Origin of the sequence: Aliidiomarina indica (assembly GCF_015354615.1) — a bacterium.
In the GTDB taxonomy this organism is placed as follows: Bacteria; Pseudomonadota; Gammaproteobacteria; order Enterobacterales; family Alteromonadaceae; genus Aliidiomarina; species Aliidiomarina indica.
Genome location: NZ_JACAVQ010000001.1, coordinates 440482 through 456278, shown reverse-complemented (window position 1 = coordinate 456278; position 15797 = coordinate 440482). Strand labels below are relative to the sequence as shown.

The 15797-nt window shown below is 48.8% G+C and carries 17 protein-coding genes; 1 reads left to right on the top strand and 16 read right to left on the bottom strand.

Features of this window, described 5'->3' with window-relative positions:
• Window positions 1–11: 11 nt before the first annotated feature.
• The 14 genes from HXZ99_RS02050 to yceD form a co-directional block, all read right to left on the bottom strand.
• Window positions 12–1958, bottom strand: coding sequence for a sensor domain-containing diguanylate cyclase (locus HXZ99_RS02050; RefSeq protein WP_194755599.1), 1947 nt, complete (start codon window positions 1956–1958; stop codon window positions 12–14).
• Between the two features lie 309 nt (window positions 1959–2267).
• Entirely contained in the window at window positions 2268–3062 is a 795-nt protein-coding gene (locus tag HXZ99_RS02045; RefSeq protein WP_194755598.1) for a TatD family hydrolase, read from the bottom strand.
• A 66-nt stretch (window positions 3063–3128) separates the two neighbouring features.
• A complete protein-coding gene (locus HXZ99_RS02040) occupies window positions 3129–4085 on the bottom strand; it encodes a hypothetical protein (RefSeq protein ID WP_194755597.1) in 957 nt (318 codons plus the stop codon).
• Window positions 4073–4693 carry a dTMP kinase gene (gene tmk, locus HXZ99_RS02035; RefSeq protein WP_194755596.1) on the bottom strand — a complete coding sequence of 207 codons (621 nt, stop codon included), beginning with the start codon at window positions 4691–4693 and terminating at the stop codon, window positions 4073–4075. The genes HXZ99_RS02040 and tmk overlap by 13 nt, the downstream gene beginning before the upstream one ends.
• The gene (mltG, locus tag HXZ99_RS02030) at window positions 4690–5769 is read right to left on the bottom strand and encodes an endolytic transglycosylase MltG (RefSeq protein WP_194755595.1); all 1080 of its coding nucleotides are present in this window, start codon (window positions 5767–5769) and stop codon (window positions 4690–4692) included. Before mltG ends, tmk begins: the two co-directional genes overlap by 4 nt.
• Before the next feature lie 29 nt (window positions 5770–5798).
• Window positions 5799–6638 (bottom strand): aminodeoxychorismate lyase, encoded by an 840-nt coding sequence (gene pabC / locus HXZ99_RS02025; protein ID WP_194755594.1) that lies wholly within the window; start codon window positions 6636–6638, stop codon window positions 5799–5801.
• Window positions 6635–7873 (bottom strand): beta-ketoacyl-ACP synthase II, encoded by a 1239-nt coding sequence (gene fabF / locus HXZ99_RS02020; RefSeq protein ID WP_194755593.1) that lies wholly within the window; start codon window positions 7871–7873, stop codon window positions 6635–6637. Before fabF ends, pabC begins: the two co-directional genes overlap by 4 nt.
• 146 nt (window positions 7874–8019) lie before the next feature.
• Window positions 8020–8256, bottom strand: a complete 237-nt coding sequence (gene acpP, locus HXZ99_RS02015) for an acyl carrier protein (RefSeq protein WP_126775860.1) — start codon at window positions 8254–8256, stop codon at window positions 8020–8022.
• Between the two features lie 138 nt (window positions 8257–8394).
• Complete coding sequence (fabG, locus tag HXZ99_RS02010) at window positions 8395–9147, bottom strand: 3-oxoacyl-ACP reductase FabG (protein ID WP_228517506.1); 753 nt, start codon at window positions 9145–9147, stop codon at window positions 8395–8397.
• Window positions 9148–9169: 22 nt separating this feature from the next.
• Window positions 9170–10090, bottom strand: coding sequence for an ACP S-malonyltransferase (fabD, locus tag HXZ99_RS02005; protein ID WP_194755592.1), 921 nt, complete (start codon window positions 10088–10090; stop codon window positions 9170–9172).
• A gap of 64 nt (window positions 10091–10154) precedes the next feature.
• Complete coding sequence (locus tag HXZ99_RS02000; RefSeq protein ID WP_194755591.1) at window positions 10155–11114, bottom strand: beta-ketoacyl-ACP synthase III; 960 nt, start codon at window positions 11112–11114, stop codon at window positions 10155–10157.
• A 36-nt stretch (window positions 11115–11150) separates the two neighbouring features.
• Complete coding sequence (plsX, locus tag HXZ99_RS01995; RefSeq protein WP_194755590.1) at window positions 11151–12191, bottom strand: phosphate acyltransferase PlsX; 1041 nt, start codon at window positions 12189–12191, stop codon at window positions 11151–11153.
• A gap of 6 nt (window positions 12192–12197) precedes the next feature.
• On the bottom strand, window positions 12198–12368 hold the full coding sequence (gene rpmF / locus HXZ99_RS01990; protein ID WP_194755589.1) for a 50S ribosomal protein L32: 171 nt from the start codon (window positions 12366–12368) through the stop codon (window positions 12198–12200).
• Window positions 12369–12389: 21 nt separating this feature from the next.
• A complete protein-coding gene (yceD, locus tag HXZ99_RS01985) occupies window positions 12390–12908 on the bottom strand; it encodes a 23S rRNA accumulation protein YceD (protein WP_194755588.1) in 519 nt (172 codons plus the stop codon).
• 188 nt (window positions 12909–13096) lie between these two features.
• Here yceD and HXZ99_RS01980 point away from each other — a divergent pair, with 188 nt between their 5' ends.
• On the top strand, window positions 13097–13678 hold the full coding sequence (locus HXZ99_RS01980; RefSeq protein WP_228517504.1) for a Maf family protein: 582 nt from the start codon (window positions 13097–13099) through the stop codon (window positions 13676–13678).
• Here the strand turns inward: HXZ99_RS01980 and HXZ99_RS01975 are convergent.
• Together HXZ99_RS01975 and rluC are read right to left on the bottom strand one after the other, a co-directional pair.
• Window positions 13670–14350 (bottom strand): HAD family hydrolase, encoded by a 681-nt coding sequence (locus HXZ99_RS01975; RefSeq protein WP_194755587.1) that lies wholly within the window; start codon window positions 14348–14350, stop codon window positions 13670–13672. The genes HXZ99_RS01980 and HXZ99_RS01975 overlap by 9 nt on opposite strands.
• A 38-nt stretch (window positions 14351–14388) precedes the next feature.
• The gene (gene rluC / locus HXZ99_RS01970) at window positions 14389–15363 is read right to left on the bottom strand and encodes a 23S rRNA pseudouridine(955/2504/2580) synthase RluC (protein ID WP_194755586.1); all 975 of its coding nucleotides are present in this window, start codon (window positions 15361–15363) and stop codon (window positions 14389–14391) included.
• Between the last annotated feature and the right edge of the window lie 434 nt (window positions 15364–15797).

The following is a 15797-nucleotide window of genomic DNA, read 5'->3' as shown; positions in this document are numbered from 1 at the left end:
AGCAACCACGTTTACAGCAACAAGTCTTCAAACACCCGATTGCGGCCTGCGTGTTTGGCCGCATAAGCTGCTTTATCTGCACGACGCACCAGCTCATCAAAATCAGAATCATCGTCTCGCAAGTCGGTAAGACCAATGCTTGCAGTAACTCCAGGGCAATTTAGGGTGACATGGATATTACCAATGTCATGGGTGATGCGATCCGCAATTTCTCGAGCTCGGTTCAAAGGACATTTAGGTAAAATAACAATGAATTCGTCACCCCCCATACGCCCGATAAAATCAGTTTCACGGGTGTTCTTCACAAGCTGTTGAGCGACCTCTTTTAACATCTGGTCGCCCATGTCGTGCCCTACTTCATCATTAACTGCCTTAAAACCATCTAAATCGATCACCAGCACAATTAATTTGTCGTTGAATAGACGAGCGTTCATGATGGCCTTGGTTAGCGCCTGTTCTTGCCCCCGTCGATTTAAAAGCCCGGTAAGGGAATCAATAGTGGCAAGTGTACGCAGATTTTCTATTTCAGCGTAAGAGGAGGTAACGTCACGCACAGAACCAACATGACCTAAACATTTCCCTTGATTAAACACCGGCGTGGTTTCCACATGCAGCCATATCACACCCCCATCTTTTCGTGTAAAACGAAAATCTATTTCCGAGGGGACTGATTCTTTAATCACCTTGGTCCAGGCTTCAACCACTTTGGGAACATCTTCCTCAATAATATGGACGCGCATTCCAGTATTGCGCAATTCTGCTAGGGTAAAGCCAGTCAGCTCCTCGAGTTTCTTGTTAATAAACTCGAACTTACCACTCGGCTCTGTCATAAACTGTCCGATAGGCGAGGTTTGCAGCACAGTGTCGAAGTAAATTTTGCGTTCTTCAAGCGTACGCTTTTGCGTAATATTCTGCATTAATAGGGAATTAAAGCGTTCTACTAGAGGACGTAATTCAATTAATTTAGGCACCACTAAGAATTGTGCTTTGCCAGCAATAATACGTTCGGTTTGTTTGCTCAAGGTTCGAATGGGTCGTATTTGGAAGTAAATTAAAATAACAAATAGCAGAATAGCAATCGAACCGCCCAGCCCAAATACCTGAAGTTGTGTCCTGCGAAGGTCATGCATTGGAGCATATACCCCCTCTTCGGGCTGAACTACCGCAACATACCACTGGGTGACACTAAAGCGATTGACACTAATAATACTCGGCACATCATTGAAGCTATTCATGTGTACGACTCGAGAATTGCCTTCAGCCACATCCGAGAAACGAGCAAATTTATGTTCCGGTAAACGGGTTAAAGTTGTATTTGGATTCGGGTGCACCAACACAGTTCCGTTGTGCGACACAATGGATAAATACCCTCCATTACCGATTTCAAGATTTGATAACCGCCGAAATAAATCATGTTCTTGGAGTAACATATTTCCCACGACAACGCCGAGAAATTCCTGATCATCTTTTAATCGATAGGCAAACTGAAGGACTGGGGGGTAGCCGATATAGTTGTCGACAGGATCAGAGATAATAATAGTGTCACTTTCCCGAGCCGCTTGAAATACCGCGCTATCGGCGAGTGATGGCATGTCAGCCAACGCGGCTTCGCGGTTGGCATCTACATCCCAATAATCAATGAGGGTACCTTCGCGGTCAATAAGCCAAAGACTATCGAATAATACCTTCAAGCCTGATTCATCTCTTAATTCTGGATGCGGTTCTTGCCATTTAATTAAATTCTGTTTGAGTACGCGCAAGGCTTTGATGCGCGTATTAATGGCGAGATCCAGTTGAATTTGTTGGCTTGCAGCAAATTGCTTGGCTCGCTCGGCCGCCTGCGCACGCAGAGTATCCTCTTGCATACGTAAGGTGATAGCCATACTTACCAAAAGCATAATGAGCAGCGCTGTTGTGAGCGACAGGACTAATCGAATTGTGAGCCGATTATGCAACACGCAAACAAGACCTCGTTGGCTAAGAATAATTTAACTGTAAGAAGTAGTCTAAATCTTATGTAATTTTTACATAATAAGAGTGAATAGTGTAATCCATTGTCTAATTTTTGATCAGGATCTGGCAATCGCCATTTCTTCGGCTACTATTAAAGACAAGGTAACAACTTTTTGGGCCAACTGGATATTTCGTCCCCTAAGGAAATATTCAGTCTGGTAATAGCGCACGGCTCTTTCGAGAGCCCTTCCCCTAAGCTCGGAACACCTCCCCCCTTGGTTCCGAGCTTTTCTTTATCTGTAACTCAGTAAAGTTTAACGTTTGGCCGACAGTGGTGTTGGGGGAATTTGAAATAGTGAATAGAAATTTTCTCGCGTCACGGCTGCAACTTCTTCCACACTTACATTCTTTAATTGCGCCACGCATTCGGCCACATGCTGCACGAAGCCTGGTTGGTTCTCTTTGCCGCGATGAGGCACAGGGGCAAGCCATGGCGAATCGGTTTCAATCAGTAACCGTTCAAGCGGCACGCGGCGCACCACCTCGCGTAATTCCTCAGCATTGGCAAAGGTCACAATGCCTGAAATCGAGATATAGAATCCAAGCGCCATGGCTTGTTCAGCCATAGCAAAGCTTTCCGTAAAACAATGCATAACGCCACCGCACTTTTCCGCGTGACCATTTTTTAGAATCGCGATGGTATCGGCTTGTGCGTCTCGGGTATGAATAATTAATGGCTTATGTAACGTTGTCGCAATATCAACATGACACGCAAAGCTCTCTTGCTGAATCTGGTGGTGATCTTTATCGTAAAAATAATCGAGCCCGGTTTCACCCACTGCGACTACATCATTGCGTTGACATAATTGACGCAGCGCATCGGCGTCAAATCCATGTTTGGCCACATATAATGGATGAACGCCCGAGGAAAAGCTGACCTGTGGTTGTTCTCCCACAATAGTCTGCATTTCATGAAAATCATCCAAGGTTACACCGATGCAAAGCATGTGTTCTACCTGTGCTTTCTGCGCTTCGCTAAGCACATGAGAAATGCCCTTACTTGCGGTCAGTTTTAGCTTATCTAGATGGCAATGGGAATCGACAAACATGATCACCCTTTTTTAAATAATGAATAGTGGCTGAACGAGGCGAAGCTGTTCTATCTTGCACTTTAATTAACATGTTAACTGGCTGCGACAATCATGCAACCAACGTTGTGTTAGTAGGTTGGCATTCAAACCCGGACCTTGCAAATCATTACGCAAATGAATGCCCGCTTGATAACAGTCCGAAATAGCTTGGGCAAATCGTTCCTTGGGTAGCGATTGAAAACGAGTAGCCCATTCTGGTAACGCGTTGCGCTCGTAATAGTCACGTAAGATAAGATGCAGCGATTCTAGAATTGTTTTGACTAGTTGCGCTATTGCGTCTGCATCTTTCGGCAGTTGCACCGTCCCGCAAAGCAGATCATCCAGCATGGCTTGTGGCAGCGGTTGGTGTTCCCGCAGCAACTGTAAGGCTGTGAGTGGTCGTTTTTGCGCGTAATTGAGCATGGCCGATGTCAATTCAGATTCTGGAGCCAGTTCTGCGAACCACGTCCGAAGCATTGCTGTGTCCGGGCGCGGCATAGGAAACATCATCAATCGACTGCGTACCGTCGGTAATAACAGAGAAAACTGTGCCGCGCTGACGATCAAGAAGGTGTCTGCCGGGGGTTCCTCTAAGGTCTTCAGTAAACTGTTGGCAGCGGCCAAGGTCATTGCGTCCGCTTGCAGTACCTGAATAACTTTATTGCCTCCTTGCGCAGAACGTTGTTGAACGAATGCACCCACTTTGCGAATGGCGTCAACGCCAAGCTGTTTACCCGGTTCTGGTGCAACGCGCAATATATCTGGGTGGGTGCCAGCTTTGTACAAAAGGCATTGCTTACATTGGCCACAGGCGCGGATAGCCTTCGAATCCTTGATCGGTTGCTGACATAACAACAAACGCGATAGTTGCTCAAGCAGCTGCTCGCTGCCGAGCTCGGGCTGGAATTCAATGCCGACACCATGGGCCAACGTACCGGCAAGGCTCGCCTCGCTCAGTTGCTGCCAAAGTGGACGAATCCAAGGAAAGCTTACCCGGGCCATTGTTGCTCCAATACCCGCGTAATGTCGGCTTGCACCCTCGTCATATCTTGCCCTGCATCAATCACAGAGATCCCCGTTTCCCGTGTTGCAATATCTAAATAGCGCGCGCGGGTCCGCTGAAAGAACGTTAAGGCCTCTTTTTCAATGCGATCTAAATCACCGCGCTGAACCGCACGCTGTAAACCCACTTCCGGGTCAATGTCCAAATACAACGTTAAATCAGGCAAGAAATCGCCCAAAGTGAGCTGCTTGAGCTGTTGTAGTTGACTGTCGCCGAGTTCACGACCGCCTCCCTGGTAAGCGCGGGAAGATAGATCATGGCGATCGCCGACAACCCAATCTCCCCTGTCTAATGCAGGTTTAATGACGTTATCTACCAACTGAACACGAGCAGCATACATTAGCAAAAGCTCGGCTTGGGCCGTGATATGTTCTTGCCAATCTTGCTTCACTAACTCACGCAGCGCTTCTGCGAAGGGCGTTCCACCCGGCTCACGCACGCAAATATAAGACTGCTGACGTGCTTTTAACCACGCCGTCACCGTCGCCACCGCTGAGCTTTTTCCGGCACCTTCAAGTCCTTCAATTACGATAAAGCGTCCTTTCATCGGTTCCTCTGATATTTATTAACCGCGCGGTTATGTTCCGCAAGGGTGCGCGAAAAAACGTGCGTACCATCGTTTCTGCTCACGAAATAGAAATAATCGGAAGCCTCGGGTTGTAAGGTCGCGGCAATCGCAGCCGCACCAGGCATCGCGATTGGCGTCGGTGGTAGCCCATCAATTCGATATGTATTATATGGCGTATGCTCTTGAATGTCAGATCGATAAATCACGCCGCGGTAACGCTCCCCGAGCCCATAAATGATGGTTGGATCGGATTGCAAACGCATTCCTGTTTGCAATCGATTTACAAACACACTGGCCACTAAGCCACGTTCATGAGCGGCCCCTGTTTCTCGTTCCACGATGGAGGCAAGAATCAAGGCTTCGTAGGGGGTTTGAACCGGTACTGTTCGATCACGTTGCGCCCATTCTCGCTCCAGTACCCCCTGCATACGCTGCATTGCCTGCTGGTATATACGTAAATCGCTAGTACCGGCGTAAAACCGATAGGTATCCGGAAACAACAACCCTTCAGGATGGGTGTAGTCGCTCTCCAATAACCTCATAATCTCCGCGATAGGCGTATCAACTAACTGGGACCTAATATATGGGTGGGCTGCCAATTGCGCTTGCCAATGCCGAAATTCACTCCCTTCGACAAAGGTAATTGAAAACAGATGTTGCTCACCACGGGCAAAACGCGACCACAATGTGGCCGGTGTTTCACCTTCGTGTACCGCATACACACCCGCTTGCAACCGAATATTTGGCATAAACAAACGAACCGCTAACTGATTCCAGTGATGTGGCGCGAGCAAACCCTTTGCTTCAAGTTCACGTGCCACCAAACGCCGATGTGCGCCTCTTGGAATTTCAAATAGTAAGGGACCGTCTTGAGTAGCCTGAGCAAGAATCATCTCTTCGCTAACATCAGGGGTGTCCGACGGAAACGCTGCCGACGTGACCTGCACTGTAGCCCCATGGTGGAACCACCAGTAAAGCCCACCATAGGCAGCGCCAAGCGCTAAACCAGCAAAGATGACAAGGGCAAAAATAATAAAAATTAAGCGACGCAACATAAATCTCGAATCATATAATAAGGGTCCATTTAAAGGGGCAACTCACCGGTTTCTACACATGCCCCATAGGATCGAAACCGAGGCAATTGACGGCTATCAATTGCGCGCACGGGCACAAGGCCCATCAATGCATTACAAACAAACAGCTCTTGGGCCTCATCGAGAACTGAGACAGGTTCGCGCACAACCTGTATGTTGGGATTGTGCCTGATCAGCCATTGCCGCACTACCCCGTCAATGCCCGCATGGCTCACGCTAGGTGTATACCACGTGCCGTTTCGCTGCCAAAAAAGATTACCTGCGCTCGCCTCCACGAGGTAGCCTTGGGTATCTTGCACTAAAAGATCATCACAATCAGTCGCAGCTAATTCTCGCTTAATCGCAACCTGCTCCAATCGATTTAAAGTTTTTAGGCCGGCAAAAGCAGGCTGTATTCCCAACCGAAATTTCGCAACGTGCATCGTTATGCCCTGCTGTTGCCAAATTTTATAGTGTTCAGGCCACTCACTGATCTTAAATATAAGCGTGGGCGTGCAGTTCTCAACCGGGCTATATCCACTCCCACCTTGACCACGTGTCACCGTAATGCGAAGTACCGCGGCGTTCAGGTCTGCGGGAATTGCCGCTTGCCGCAACACATGCTCAACTGCAAATTCCAGATCCAACGGCAGTGAAAACCCTAAGCGCGCACAGGTGTGTTTAAGCCGCGCTTGATGATAGGGCCAAAGTGCACATTGCCAACCCGCTGAGCCACTTCTCACTAAACGAATGGTGGTAAAACAGCCATCACCGAAGTTGAGGCCGCGGTCATGCAAAGACAGCGCTTCCCCAAGCTCACCGCTTTGCCAAATATACGCAAGGGGCTTCATAGGCCTTTAAATACCAAGCTGCCATTGGTACCACCAAAGCCAAAGGAATTACATAAAGAAACCTTCACTTTGGCGTCACGCGCGCTGTGGGGCACATAATCCAAATCACATTCGGGATCAGGGTTATCTAGGTTAATCGTGGGTGGTAACTTGTTATCGCGAATTGCGAGCACCGAAAAGATTGCTTCAACCGCCCCTGCTGCCCCAAGTAAGTGGCCTGTCATCGATTTCGTTGAGCTCACCGGCACGTGTTTCGCGCGGACTCCAAAGACGCTTTTAATGGCCCGTGTTTCGGCAATATCCCCGGCAGGCGTTGAGGTGCCATGGGCATTAATATAATCCACTGCATCCGTGCTAATTCCTGCATCCGCCAGAGCATGGCGCATGGATGCTGCCGCCCCTCGGCCGTCTTCCGGCGGCGCGGTCATGTGAAACGCATCGGCACTCATGCCAAAGCCGGTAAGCTCCGCGTAAATTTTAGCGCCCCGGGCCTTTGCGTGCTCATAACATTCAAGCACCATCACACCAGCGCCATCACCCAGTACAAAACCATCTCGGTCTTTATCCCAGGGTCGGCTTGCTTGTGCTGGGGCATCATTGCGCGTTGATAGAGCCCGCGCTGCTGCAAACCCGGCCATGCCTAGCGGCGTAGACGCTTTTTCCGCGCCACCTGCTAGCATCACGTCGGCATCACCGTAGGCAATGACACGTGCGGCTTGGCCAATATTATGTACACCGCTTGTGCAGGCAGTAACGATCGCCATATTGGGTCCCGTTAAACCATACATCATGGATATTTGTCCGGAAATCATATTTATTATTGAGCTTGGCACAAAGAACGGGGAGACACGACGCGGGCCCCCATCGAGTAATTTCTGATGGTTCTCTTCAATGCCTTGCAGACCGCCAATTCCGGATGAAATCATAACACCACAACGATGGGCATTGGCTTCCCCAAAACTGAGGCCCGAATCGTTAATTGCTTGCTGTGCTGCAACAACGCCATACTGGATAAAGGTATCCATTTTTCTTGCTTCTTTCGCCGGCATGTAGTCACTTGCCTCGAAGCCTTTTACTAAACAAGCAAACTGAGTGCCGTAGCCTTCTGAGTTAAAATGCGCTATCGGCCCTGCGCCGGATTCACCTTCGATAATCGACGCCCAGGTTTTCTCAGTGTTTAAACCATTCGGGGTCACCATGCCTAAGCCAGTCACGACAACTCTACGTTTGCTCATTCTTGTAATCCTTGTTTTACCACGTTCTTAGCCTTGGTTTACCAAAGTTGGTAACTTATCCTGATTGTATTACGGATCAACAATTAAATTAAGCCCATAAAAAAAGGCGGAATTTTCATTCCGCCTTTCTTACAACCAAGCTTTACTTACGAAGAATGCTTGTTGATGTAGTCGATTGCTGCTTGAACCGTACGGATCTTTTCAGCTTCTTCATCTGGAATCTCAGTTTCAAACTCTTCTTCCAGAGCCATTACTAATTCAACTGTATCCAGTGAGTCTGCACCCAGGTCGTTTTCAAATGAAGCTTCAGGCTTCACTTCTTCTTCTTTAACACCGAGTTGCTCAATGATGATTTTCTTTACGCGTTCTTCGATAGTGCTCATGTTTAACCCTCAAATAAAGGTATCTTTAATAAATTTGCGTGTAGTGTAGTCAATCAGACACTACGATTAAAGCAAAAATTTATCTAAATGGTTGAGGTCTTACCTCGTAAACCTAAATTTTGCTGAGATTTTCGGCGATTACGCCATGTTCATGCCGCCATTCACATGAATTGTTTCACCGGTCACGTAGGCTGCGCCAGGTGATGCCAAGAATAAAACCGCCGCGGCAATTTCTTCAGGCTTCCCTAAACGAGCCGCCGGAATAGTATCAAAAATACGCTCCCGTTGATCATCGGTCAATGCCTTCGTCATATCGGTATCAATAAACCCAGGGGCAACTGCATTTACCGTTACCCCACGCGAGGCAATTTCTTTCGCCAGTGCTTTACTAAAACCAATCAAACCTGCTTTAGCTGCGCAATAATTTGCCTGCCCAGGATTACCCGTGGTACCCACGACAGAGCCAATATTAATGATACGCCCATGCCGATTTTTCATCATACCACGCATGGCTGCTTTACAGATCTTAAATACCGCAGTTAAGTTGGTATTGAGTACCTGTTCCCACTCATCTTCTTTCATTCGCATCAACAGATTGTCACGGGTAATGCCCGCGTTGTTCACGAGAATATCGATTTTACCATAGTTACTTTGCACATCAGCAATAAGGGCTTCAATCGCGCCCTCTGCCGTCACGTCCAATACTTTTCCTGTGCCTTTGTCGCCAAGGTAGCTAGAAATCGTTGCTGCACCATTTTCGCTGGTGGCAGTGCCTATCACCGTGGCCCCCGCTGCAACAAAGGCCTCTGCGATTGCTTTACCTATACCCCGAGTCGCGCCTGTCACCAATGCCACTTGGCCATCAAGGTTGCCGATTAATGGAGAAGTCATAAATGCTCCTAATGATAATTAATTAAGCGAGATCAGTAACTGCATCAGGGGCATTCACCGCTGTACAGTTAACATCGCTATGAATTCGTTTTGCTAAACCAGACAATACCTTGCCCGGGCCTAGCTCATAATGGCTGTGCACGCCCTGTTCAGCGAGCCAAGTTACCGTTTCAGTCCAACGCACCGGGGAATACAATTGCGCCACTAGCGCCTCACGAATCGCTTCTGAGGTGGTTGCAATACCCACATTGACATTATGAATGACTGGAATACTTGGAATTTTAACCTCAATGTCGTCCAGCGCGTTAGCAAGCTTTTCTGCTGCTGGTGCCATCAACGCACAGTGCGACGGTACACTCACCGGCAACGGTAACGCCCGTTTTGCGCCCGCCGCTTTACATGCTTCGCCGGCACGGCTAACCGCATCCTTATCACCCGCGATAACCACTTGCCCTGGCGAATTGAAATTTACTGCAGAGACTACTTGCCCTTGTGCTGCTTCTGCACAGGCCGCAATCACGGCATCGTCGTCAAGACCAATGATCGCCGCCATGGCTCCCTGCCCTTCAGGAACCGCTTCTTGCATTGCCTTTCCGCGCAGTTCAACTAAGCGAATAGCATCTCCGAAGTCCAGAGCGCCTGCACATACCAGAGCCGAATATTCACCTAGGCTATGGCCTGCCATATAGGTGGGTTTCAGTGTTGCAGGCATGCACCGAAAAATCGCTACGCTCGCTGCTAACAAAGCCGGCTGGGTTACTTCAGTTTGATTCAACCGACCCTGCGGGTCTTCTTGGACAACCTTCCATAAATCATAACCGAGTACTTGTGAAGCCTCAGCAAAAGTAGCTTCAACTTGGGGAAATTCGCTGGCGAGCTCGGCAAGCATGCCGACACTTTGCGAACCCTGTCCTGGAAAAACGAAAGCACAGGTTTGTGTCATAAGAAGTCCTTATTATTCTTTCATTTGTAAACTAAAAGTAGCGAGCAACAGGCTCGCCCTTACACTAATAACGAATTAATGCCGAACCCCAGGCAAAACCGCCACCAAAGGCCTCTAGCAATAATGTCTGCCCCGGCTGAATGCGACCGTCACGAATGGCCACGTCAAGGGCAATAGGCACCGAAGCGGCAGAGGTATTTCCCGTTTTTTCAAGGGTCATGACCACTTGCGCCATCGGCATATTTAATTTTCGCGCAGTCGCCTGAATAATCCGATAATTGGCCTGATGCGGAATTAACCAGTCTAGCTCAGTTGCCTTCATTTGATGAAACGCCAGCGTATGTTCAACTAATTCGGCGAGTTTTTCTACCGCAACTTTAAACACTTCGCGACCACGCATATATAACCAGGCTTCTTGTTGAAAGGCTTCATCACTGCGATTTGGATGATCGGCGCCTAATAAGGAAGCAAATTCGCCCGCACTATAAATATGGGTAGAAAGAATGCCTGGCTCAGTTGATGCTGACAATACGGCAGCTCCGGCCCCATCGCCAAAAAGAATAATTGTATTACGGTCATCTGGATTACACATGCGGGTTAAAGCATCGCTGCCAATCACAAGCACATGCTTAGCGGCGCCGCTAACAATATATTTTTCAGCGACAGATAAGGCAAATAGAAAACCGGAGCATGCGGCTGCCACATCAAACGCGGGCGTGTCGGTGATACCTAACGCATGTTGAACTTCACAGGCCGCACTAGGGAACGCGCGATCGGCTGAAGTGGTTGCGACCACGATTAAATCAAGGTGTTCAGCGGGTAAATCAGCGGCGGCTAACGCACGTTTCGCCGCTTCCGTCGCCATAGAAACAACAGACTCATCGGCACTACACACGCGCCGCTCTCGAATACCCGTACGCTCGCGAATCCAAGCATCACTTGTATCCACGCGGCGTTCAAGCTCCGCATTGGTTAAGATGTGTTCAGGTAAAAAATGGCCGGTTCCGGCTAATCGTGCAAACATGCGACTCCTTGAACTACATGAGCCGCGACGCGACTCTTAAGAATGCTGTTCGGACAGCACTTGTTCAACTCGGTCGTGAATGCGTTTTGGCAAATCTGATTCTGCTTCTGCGATTGCATGTGCAATTGCACTATAGAATGCATTGGCCGACGCATTGCCATGGCTTTTCACGACAACTCCGCGCAATCCTATCAAACTTGCGCCGTTGTACTGGTCGGGGTTGAGCCAAGACCATGCTTTGCGTTGGCGTCGGTATAGCAGCCAAGCCATCGCTTGACTCAGCCAGTGGGATTTAAGACTACGTTTCAGATGGTCGTACACCATACGCGCCATGCCTTCGCAGCTCTTCAACGCAATATTTCCGGTAAAACCGTCACATACAATCACATCGGCTTTGCCAGAGAATAAATCGTTACCTTCTAGAAAGCCTTGATAGTGCACTTGTTGCGAGGCGGCCAGTAGCACGGCAGCCTGACGCACCACATCAGGTCCTTTGATGTCTTCCGTCCCCATATTGAGCAGCGCCACCCGAGGTTCGCTCACGTGTAACAGCTCCTGGGCAATAACAGAGCCCATCACGCCGAACTGAAACAACGTATCTGCATCACATTGCGGGTTTGCGCCTAAATCAAGCAGTAAACTTTGTACACCTTGCTCGTTAGGAATGGGGGCGATCAATGCTGGCCTTAGTACACCGGGTAATACTTTCAGGCGTAAATAGGCCATTGCCATTAACGCACCCGTATTGCCGGCACTAACCACGGCTTGCGCACGCTCTTCAGCGATGAGATCTATCGCCACACGCATGGAAGAATCTGTTTTATGACGGAGGCACTGGCTAGGTTTGTCATCCATTTGCACAATTTGGGTGGTGTGTTGGATGGTCACGCGCGCTCGATCTGCGGCCTTTAGATGTTTGGCTTCTCGATTGAGCAAAGCCTTAAGACGAGGCTCGTCCCCGGTGAGGATAAAGTCAACCTCCGGAAACGACTGCAGCGCTCGGATGAGCGCTGCAACAACGATGGAGGGACCGCGGTCACCACCCATCGCATCAATGGCAAGAGTTAACTTCGCCATACGCCCTTAGCCGGCGATGACTTTCTTACCTTTGTAGTAACCGTCAGCGGTTACGTGATGACGAACGTGAGTTTCACCGCTAGTCTGATCGACAGATAAAGCAGCACCACTCAGTGCATCATGTGAACGACGCATTCCACGCTTTGAGCGGGTTTTGCGGTTTTTTTGTACAGCCATTTGACTCGTCTCCTGAATCGTTTATTTCTTAAGCTTTTGTAACACAGCGAATGGATTTGGCTTTTCTGCTTCCTTTGGAAGCTCGCCCCAGCTCATTGCGTCACTCTTAATCGCACAGTCCTGCTCGGTATGCTTCGCCACAAGTGGCAATGCGACCAGCAGCTCGTCTTCAACTAGGGGATGGAGCAGCACCTCTCCTAGCTCATTTAACGCAGCTGCCTCGTAATGCTCCGGTAAGTCATCGGCGGTTTGTCGCCGTGTTATCGGTGCATACTGAAACTCAGTCTCTAACTCCCAAGGCATGGATTCACCACACCGTTGGCAAGATAGCTCGACGCTTGCTCTCGCTTGACCACGAAAATAGTGAATCTTTTGCTCATCTGTATCAAACGTTAGCGTGACCTCTACGTCTGAACAGGGTGATGCCAGTACTTCATTAAAACGTGGCAAATTCTTAGATGGGATAACTCCATCAAAAGAAAGCCGTTTACCTGAATTTCGTACTGGGTCAACCGAAAGCGGTATACGAACCTTTTGCATAGCGCGCGAATGATAATGGTTGAAAGGTGGATAGTCAAAGAAATTTCGCGTGCAAACCTCTGTTTTCACGAATTTCTCACCAGTTTTGCCAGAACCCTACACTGAATGTATCGTTCTTTGTGTCAAAATAGCCACAGACCCCTAGTTTACCATATAGTTATCGACTGCACACGAGAGGAATGCACAAAATGACGTTGCCAATTGTACTCGCTTCAAGTTCTCCCTATCGGCGCGAACTGCTCGCACGACTTGACCTAGAATTTTCTCATGGCGCGCCGGATATTGATGAAAGCCCAATCGAGGGCGAGTGCGCACAAGCATTGGTGGAGCGTTTGGCGATACAAAAAGCCAGCGCCTTAATAAAGGATTACCCCGCGCACCTTATTATTGGCTCGGATCAGGTTGCGGTAAACGAAGGCCGGATTCTTGGCAAACCCCACACCCGCGAGCGGGCCATCGCACAACTGCAAGAATGCCGAGGCAAGAAAGTTACTTTTTATACGGGGTTGGCTGTCCTGAACTCAAAAACGGGAAGCTGCTTTTCTTGTGTCGAACCCTTTTCTGTTTACTTTCGCCAGTTAAGCGACGAGCAAATTGAGCGTTATATTGATAAAGAACAACCGCTCAATTGTGCGGGTAGCTTTAAGAGTGAAGGTTTGGGAATTACCTTATTCGCCCGTATGCAAGGCGATGATCCAAATGCTTTAATCGGCTTACCCCTTATTCGACTCATTGATTTGCTGGCACGACACGGCACCTTGTTACCCTAACGCTCGCTTTGGTGCTTGAGTGAGCAACTCCGGCAATTCCTGAACATGGGATAATAGCGCGAGTGGCGATTCTTGTTGCAACCGCGCTGCATCGTGAACGCCGCAGAGCACGCCTACCGAAGCCATGCCTGCATTGTTTGCCATTTGCAGATCGTAACGCGAATCGCCAATCATTACTGCGCGCTGAGGTGAGATTTTCGTGCTCGCGAGAATATCTTGGAGCATCTGAGGGTGTGGCTTTGACTCTGCTTCATCGGCACAACGAGAGGCAATAAAATAATGCCCAGTATTGGTTTCCCGCCACGCTCGCTCTAAACCTTGGCGCGCTTTTCCTGTTGCCACTGCCATCTGATAGCCTTGGCTATGCAGATCCGCGAGAACCTCTTCGACGCCCTCAAATAATGGCGATGGCGTGGCATCGGTGTGGACATAAAGCTCACGATACACTGCGATAAGCTTCTGTTGTTCAACCGCATCGTGACAGTCAAACAAGCGCTCTAGCGCCACCCACAAACTTAAACCGATAATATCTTTTACCGCTGACTCAGCGGGCACCGGCAAGCCCGTTTGCTGAGCCATCTTCTGCATGCACGACACAATGCGTGGCACCGAATCCATTAAGGTGCCATCCCAATCGAATACTAAGAGTGTAAAGCGAGGATCATGCTGCATGAAGTCGGTGTCCTTTGTTATTAGTAATAGCCATACGTTTACGTTGGCTGTTTTACACCTTTACGCAGCTTTAAGATCACCTGCTGCAGGCTGTTATCTAAGGGGGCATGAAATTGCATTGATTCCCCGCTTATCGGATGCCTAATCGAGAGGCGTTCCGCGTGGAGGAATAATCGATCTAAACCTAGGCTTTTTAACTGCTCATCAAAGCCTCGTACACCATACTTGCTATCCATCGCGATAGGATGACCCACACATTGCGTATGCACTCTGATTTGATGCGTTCGCCCTGTTACGGGCGAAGCCTCTACTAATGTGGCTGAAATAGCACTGTCTGGGTAACGTTCGCGCACCTTAAATCGTGTTAACGACGCTTTTCCGTCTGAATCGGTTCGTACTAACCGCTCGCCCGATTGCAGGGTGTTCTTTTGCAGCGGTTGATCCACTTTCTTTATCTTACCCGGCCAGGATCCGAACACCAACGCGACATAGGTTTTATCCATGTCTTTATCGCGCAACTGTTCGTGCAAGGCGCGCAGTGCAGAGCGCTTCTTTGCAACCATAAGCAATCCTGAGGTATCCCGATCTAAACGATGCACTAACTCAAGGAACTTTGCTTGCGGTCGCAATGCACGCAATCCTTCGATAAGACCATAATTTAAGCCACTCCCTCCATGAACCGCCATTCCAGCGGGCTTATTAACCACTAACATGGCGTCATCCTCGTAGATAATCGCATGTTCTAAACCCGCAATTTTGTCCAGCTTGGGATTGGGTAAGGCTTGTTTTTCAGCAACACGGACAGGCGGGATACGAACATCATCACCTTCGCACAGACGATACTCCGGCTTAATTCGCTTTTTATTAACGCGCACTTCACCTTTACGCACAATCCGATAAATCATGCTCTTCGGCACACCTTTGAGCTGACTCAGGAGGAAATTGTCAATGCGTTGCCCCGCTTCATCAGCACTGATTTGATGAAAGCGAACTTGTGGTTGTGAATCACTCATAAGGGAAAGGTTACGGCCTATGTGCAAGATGAATTAAAGGCTGTATTTTATCATGGCGGCTGGAGGAACGCACGGTCTCTCAACGCTGTACGCGACAAATGCCGCTTGTCAGACGTCGTGGTAAATGCGACAATACGATGTCGGACTCGATAGGTCTGATATAAATATTTTTTCTCGATGAATTTTTCTCGAACGCACAACACTGAAAGATGTAGTGAACGCCTGTTTCGGCATGTAAGAAATTTATTGTTACACGTAACCACCGTCACCGCGATCGGTCACGGAAGTGATACGGGTAACTTCGTAGCGGATTCCAGTGAATCACTACGGTAAAAGATAAGTACAGTAAACATTAAAAAGCATTGGCTTTGTCGTACAACAGAAGAGAGCGCACCACCCAACGATACGGTGCCAGACGACAGACTGTGCAACGG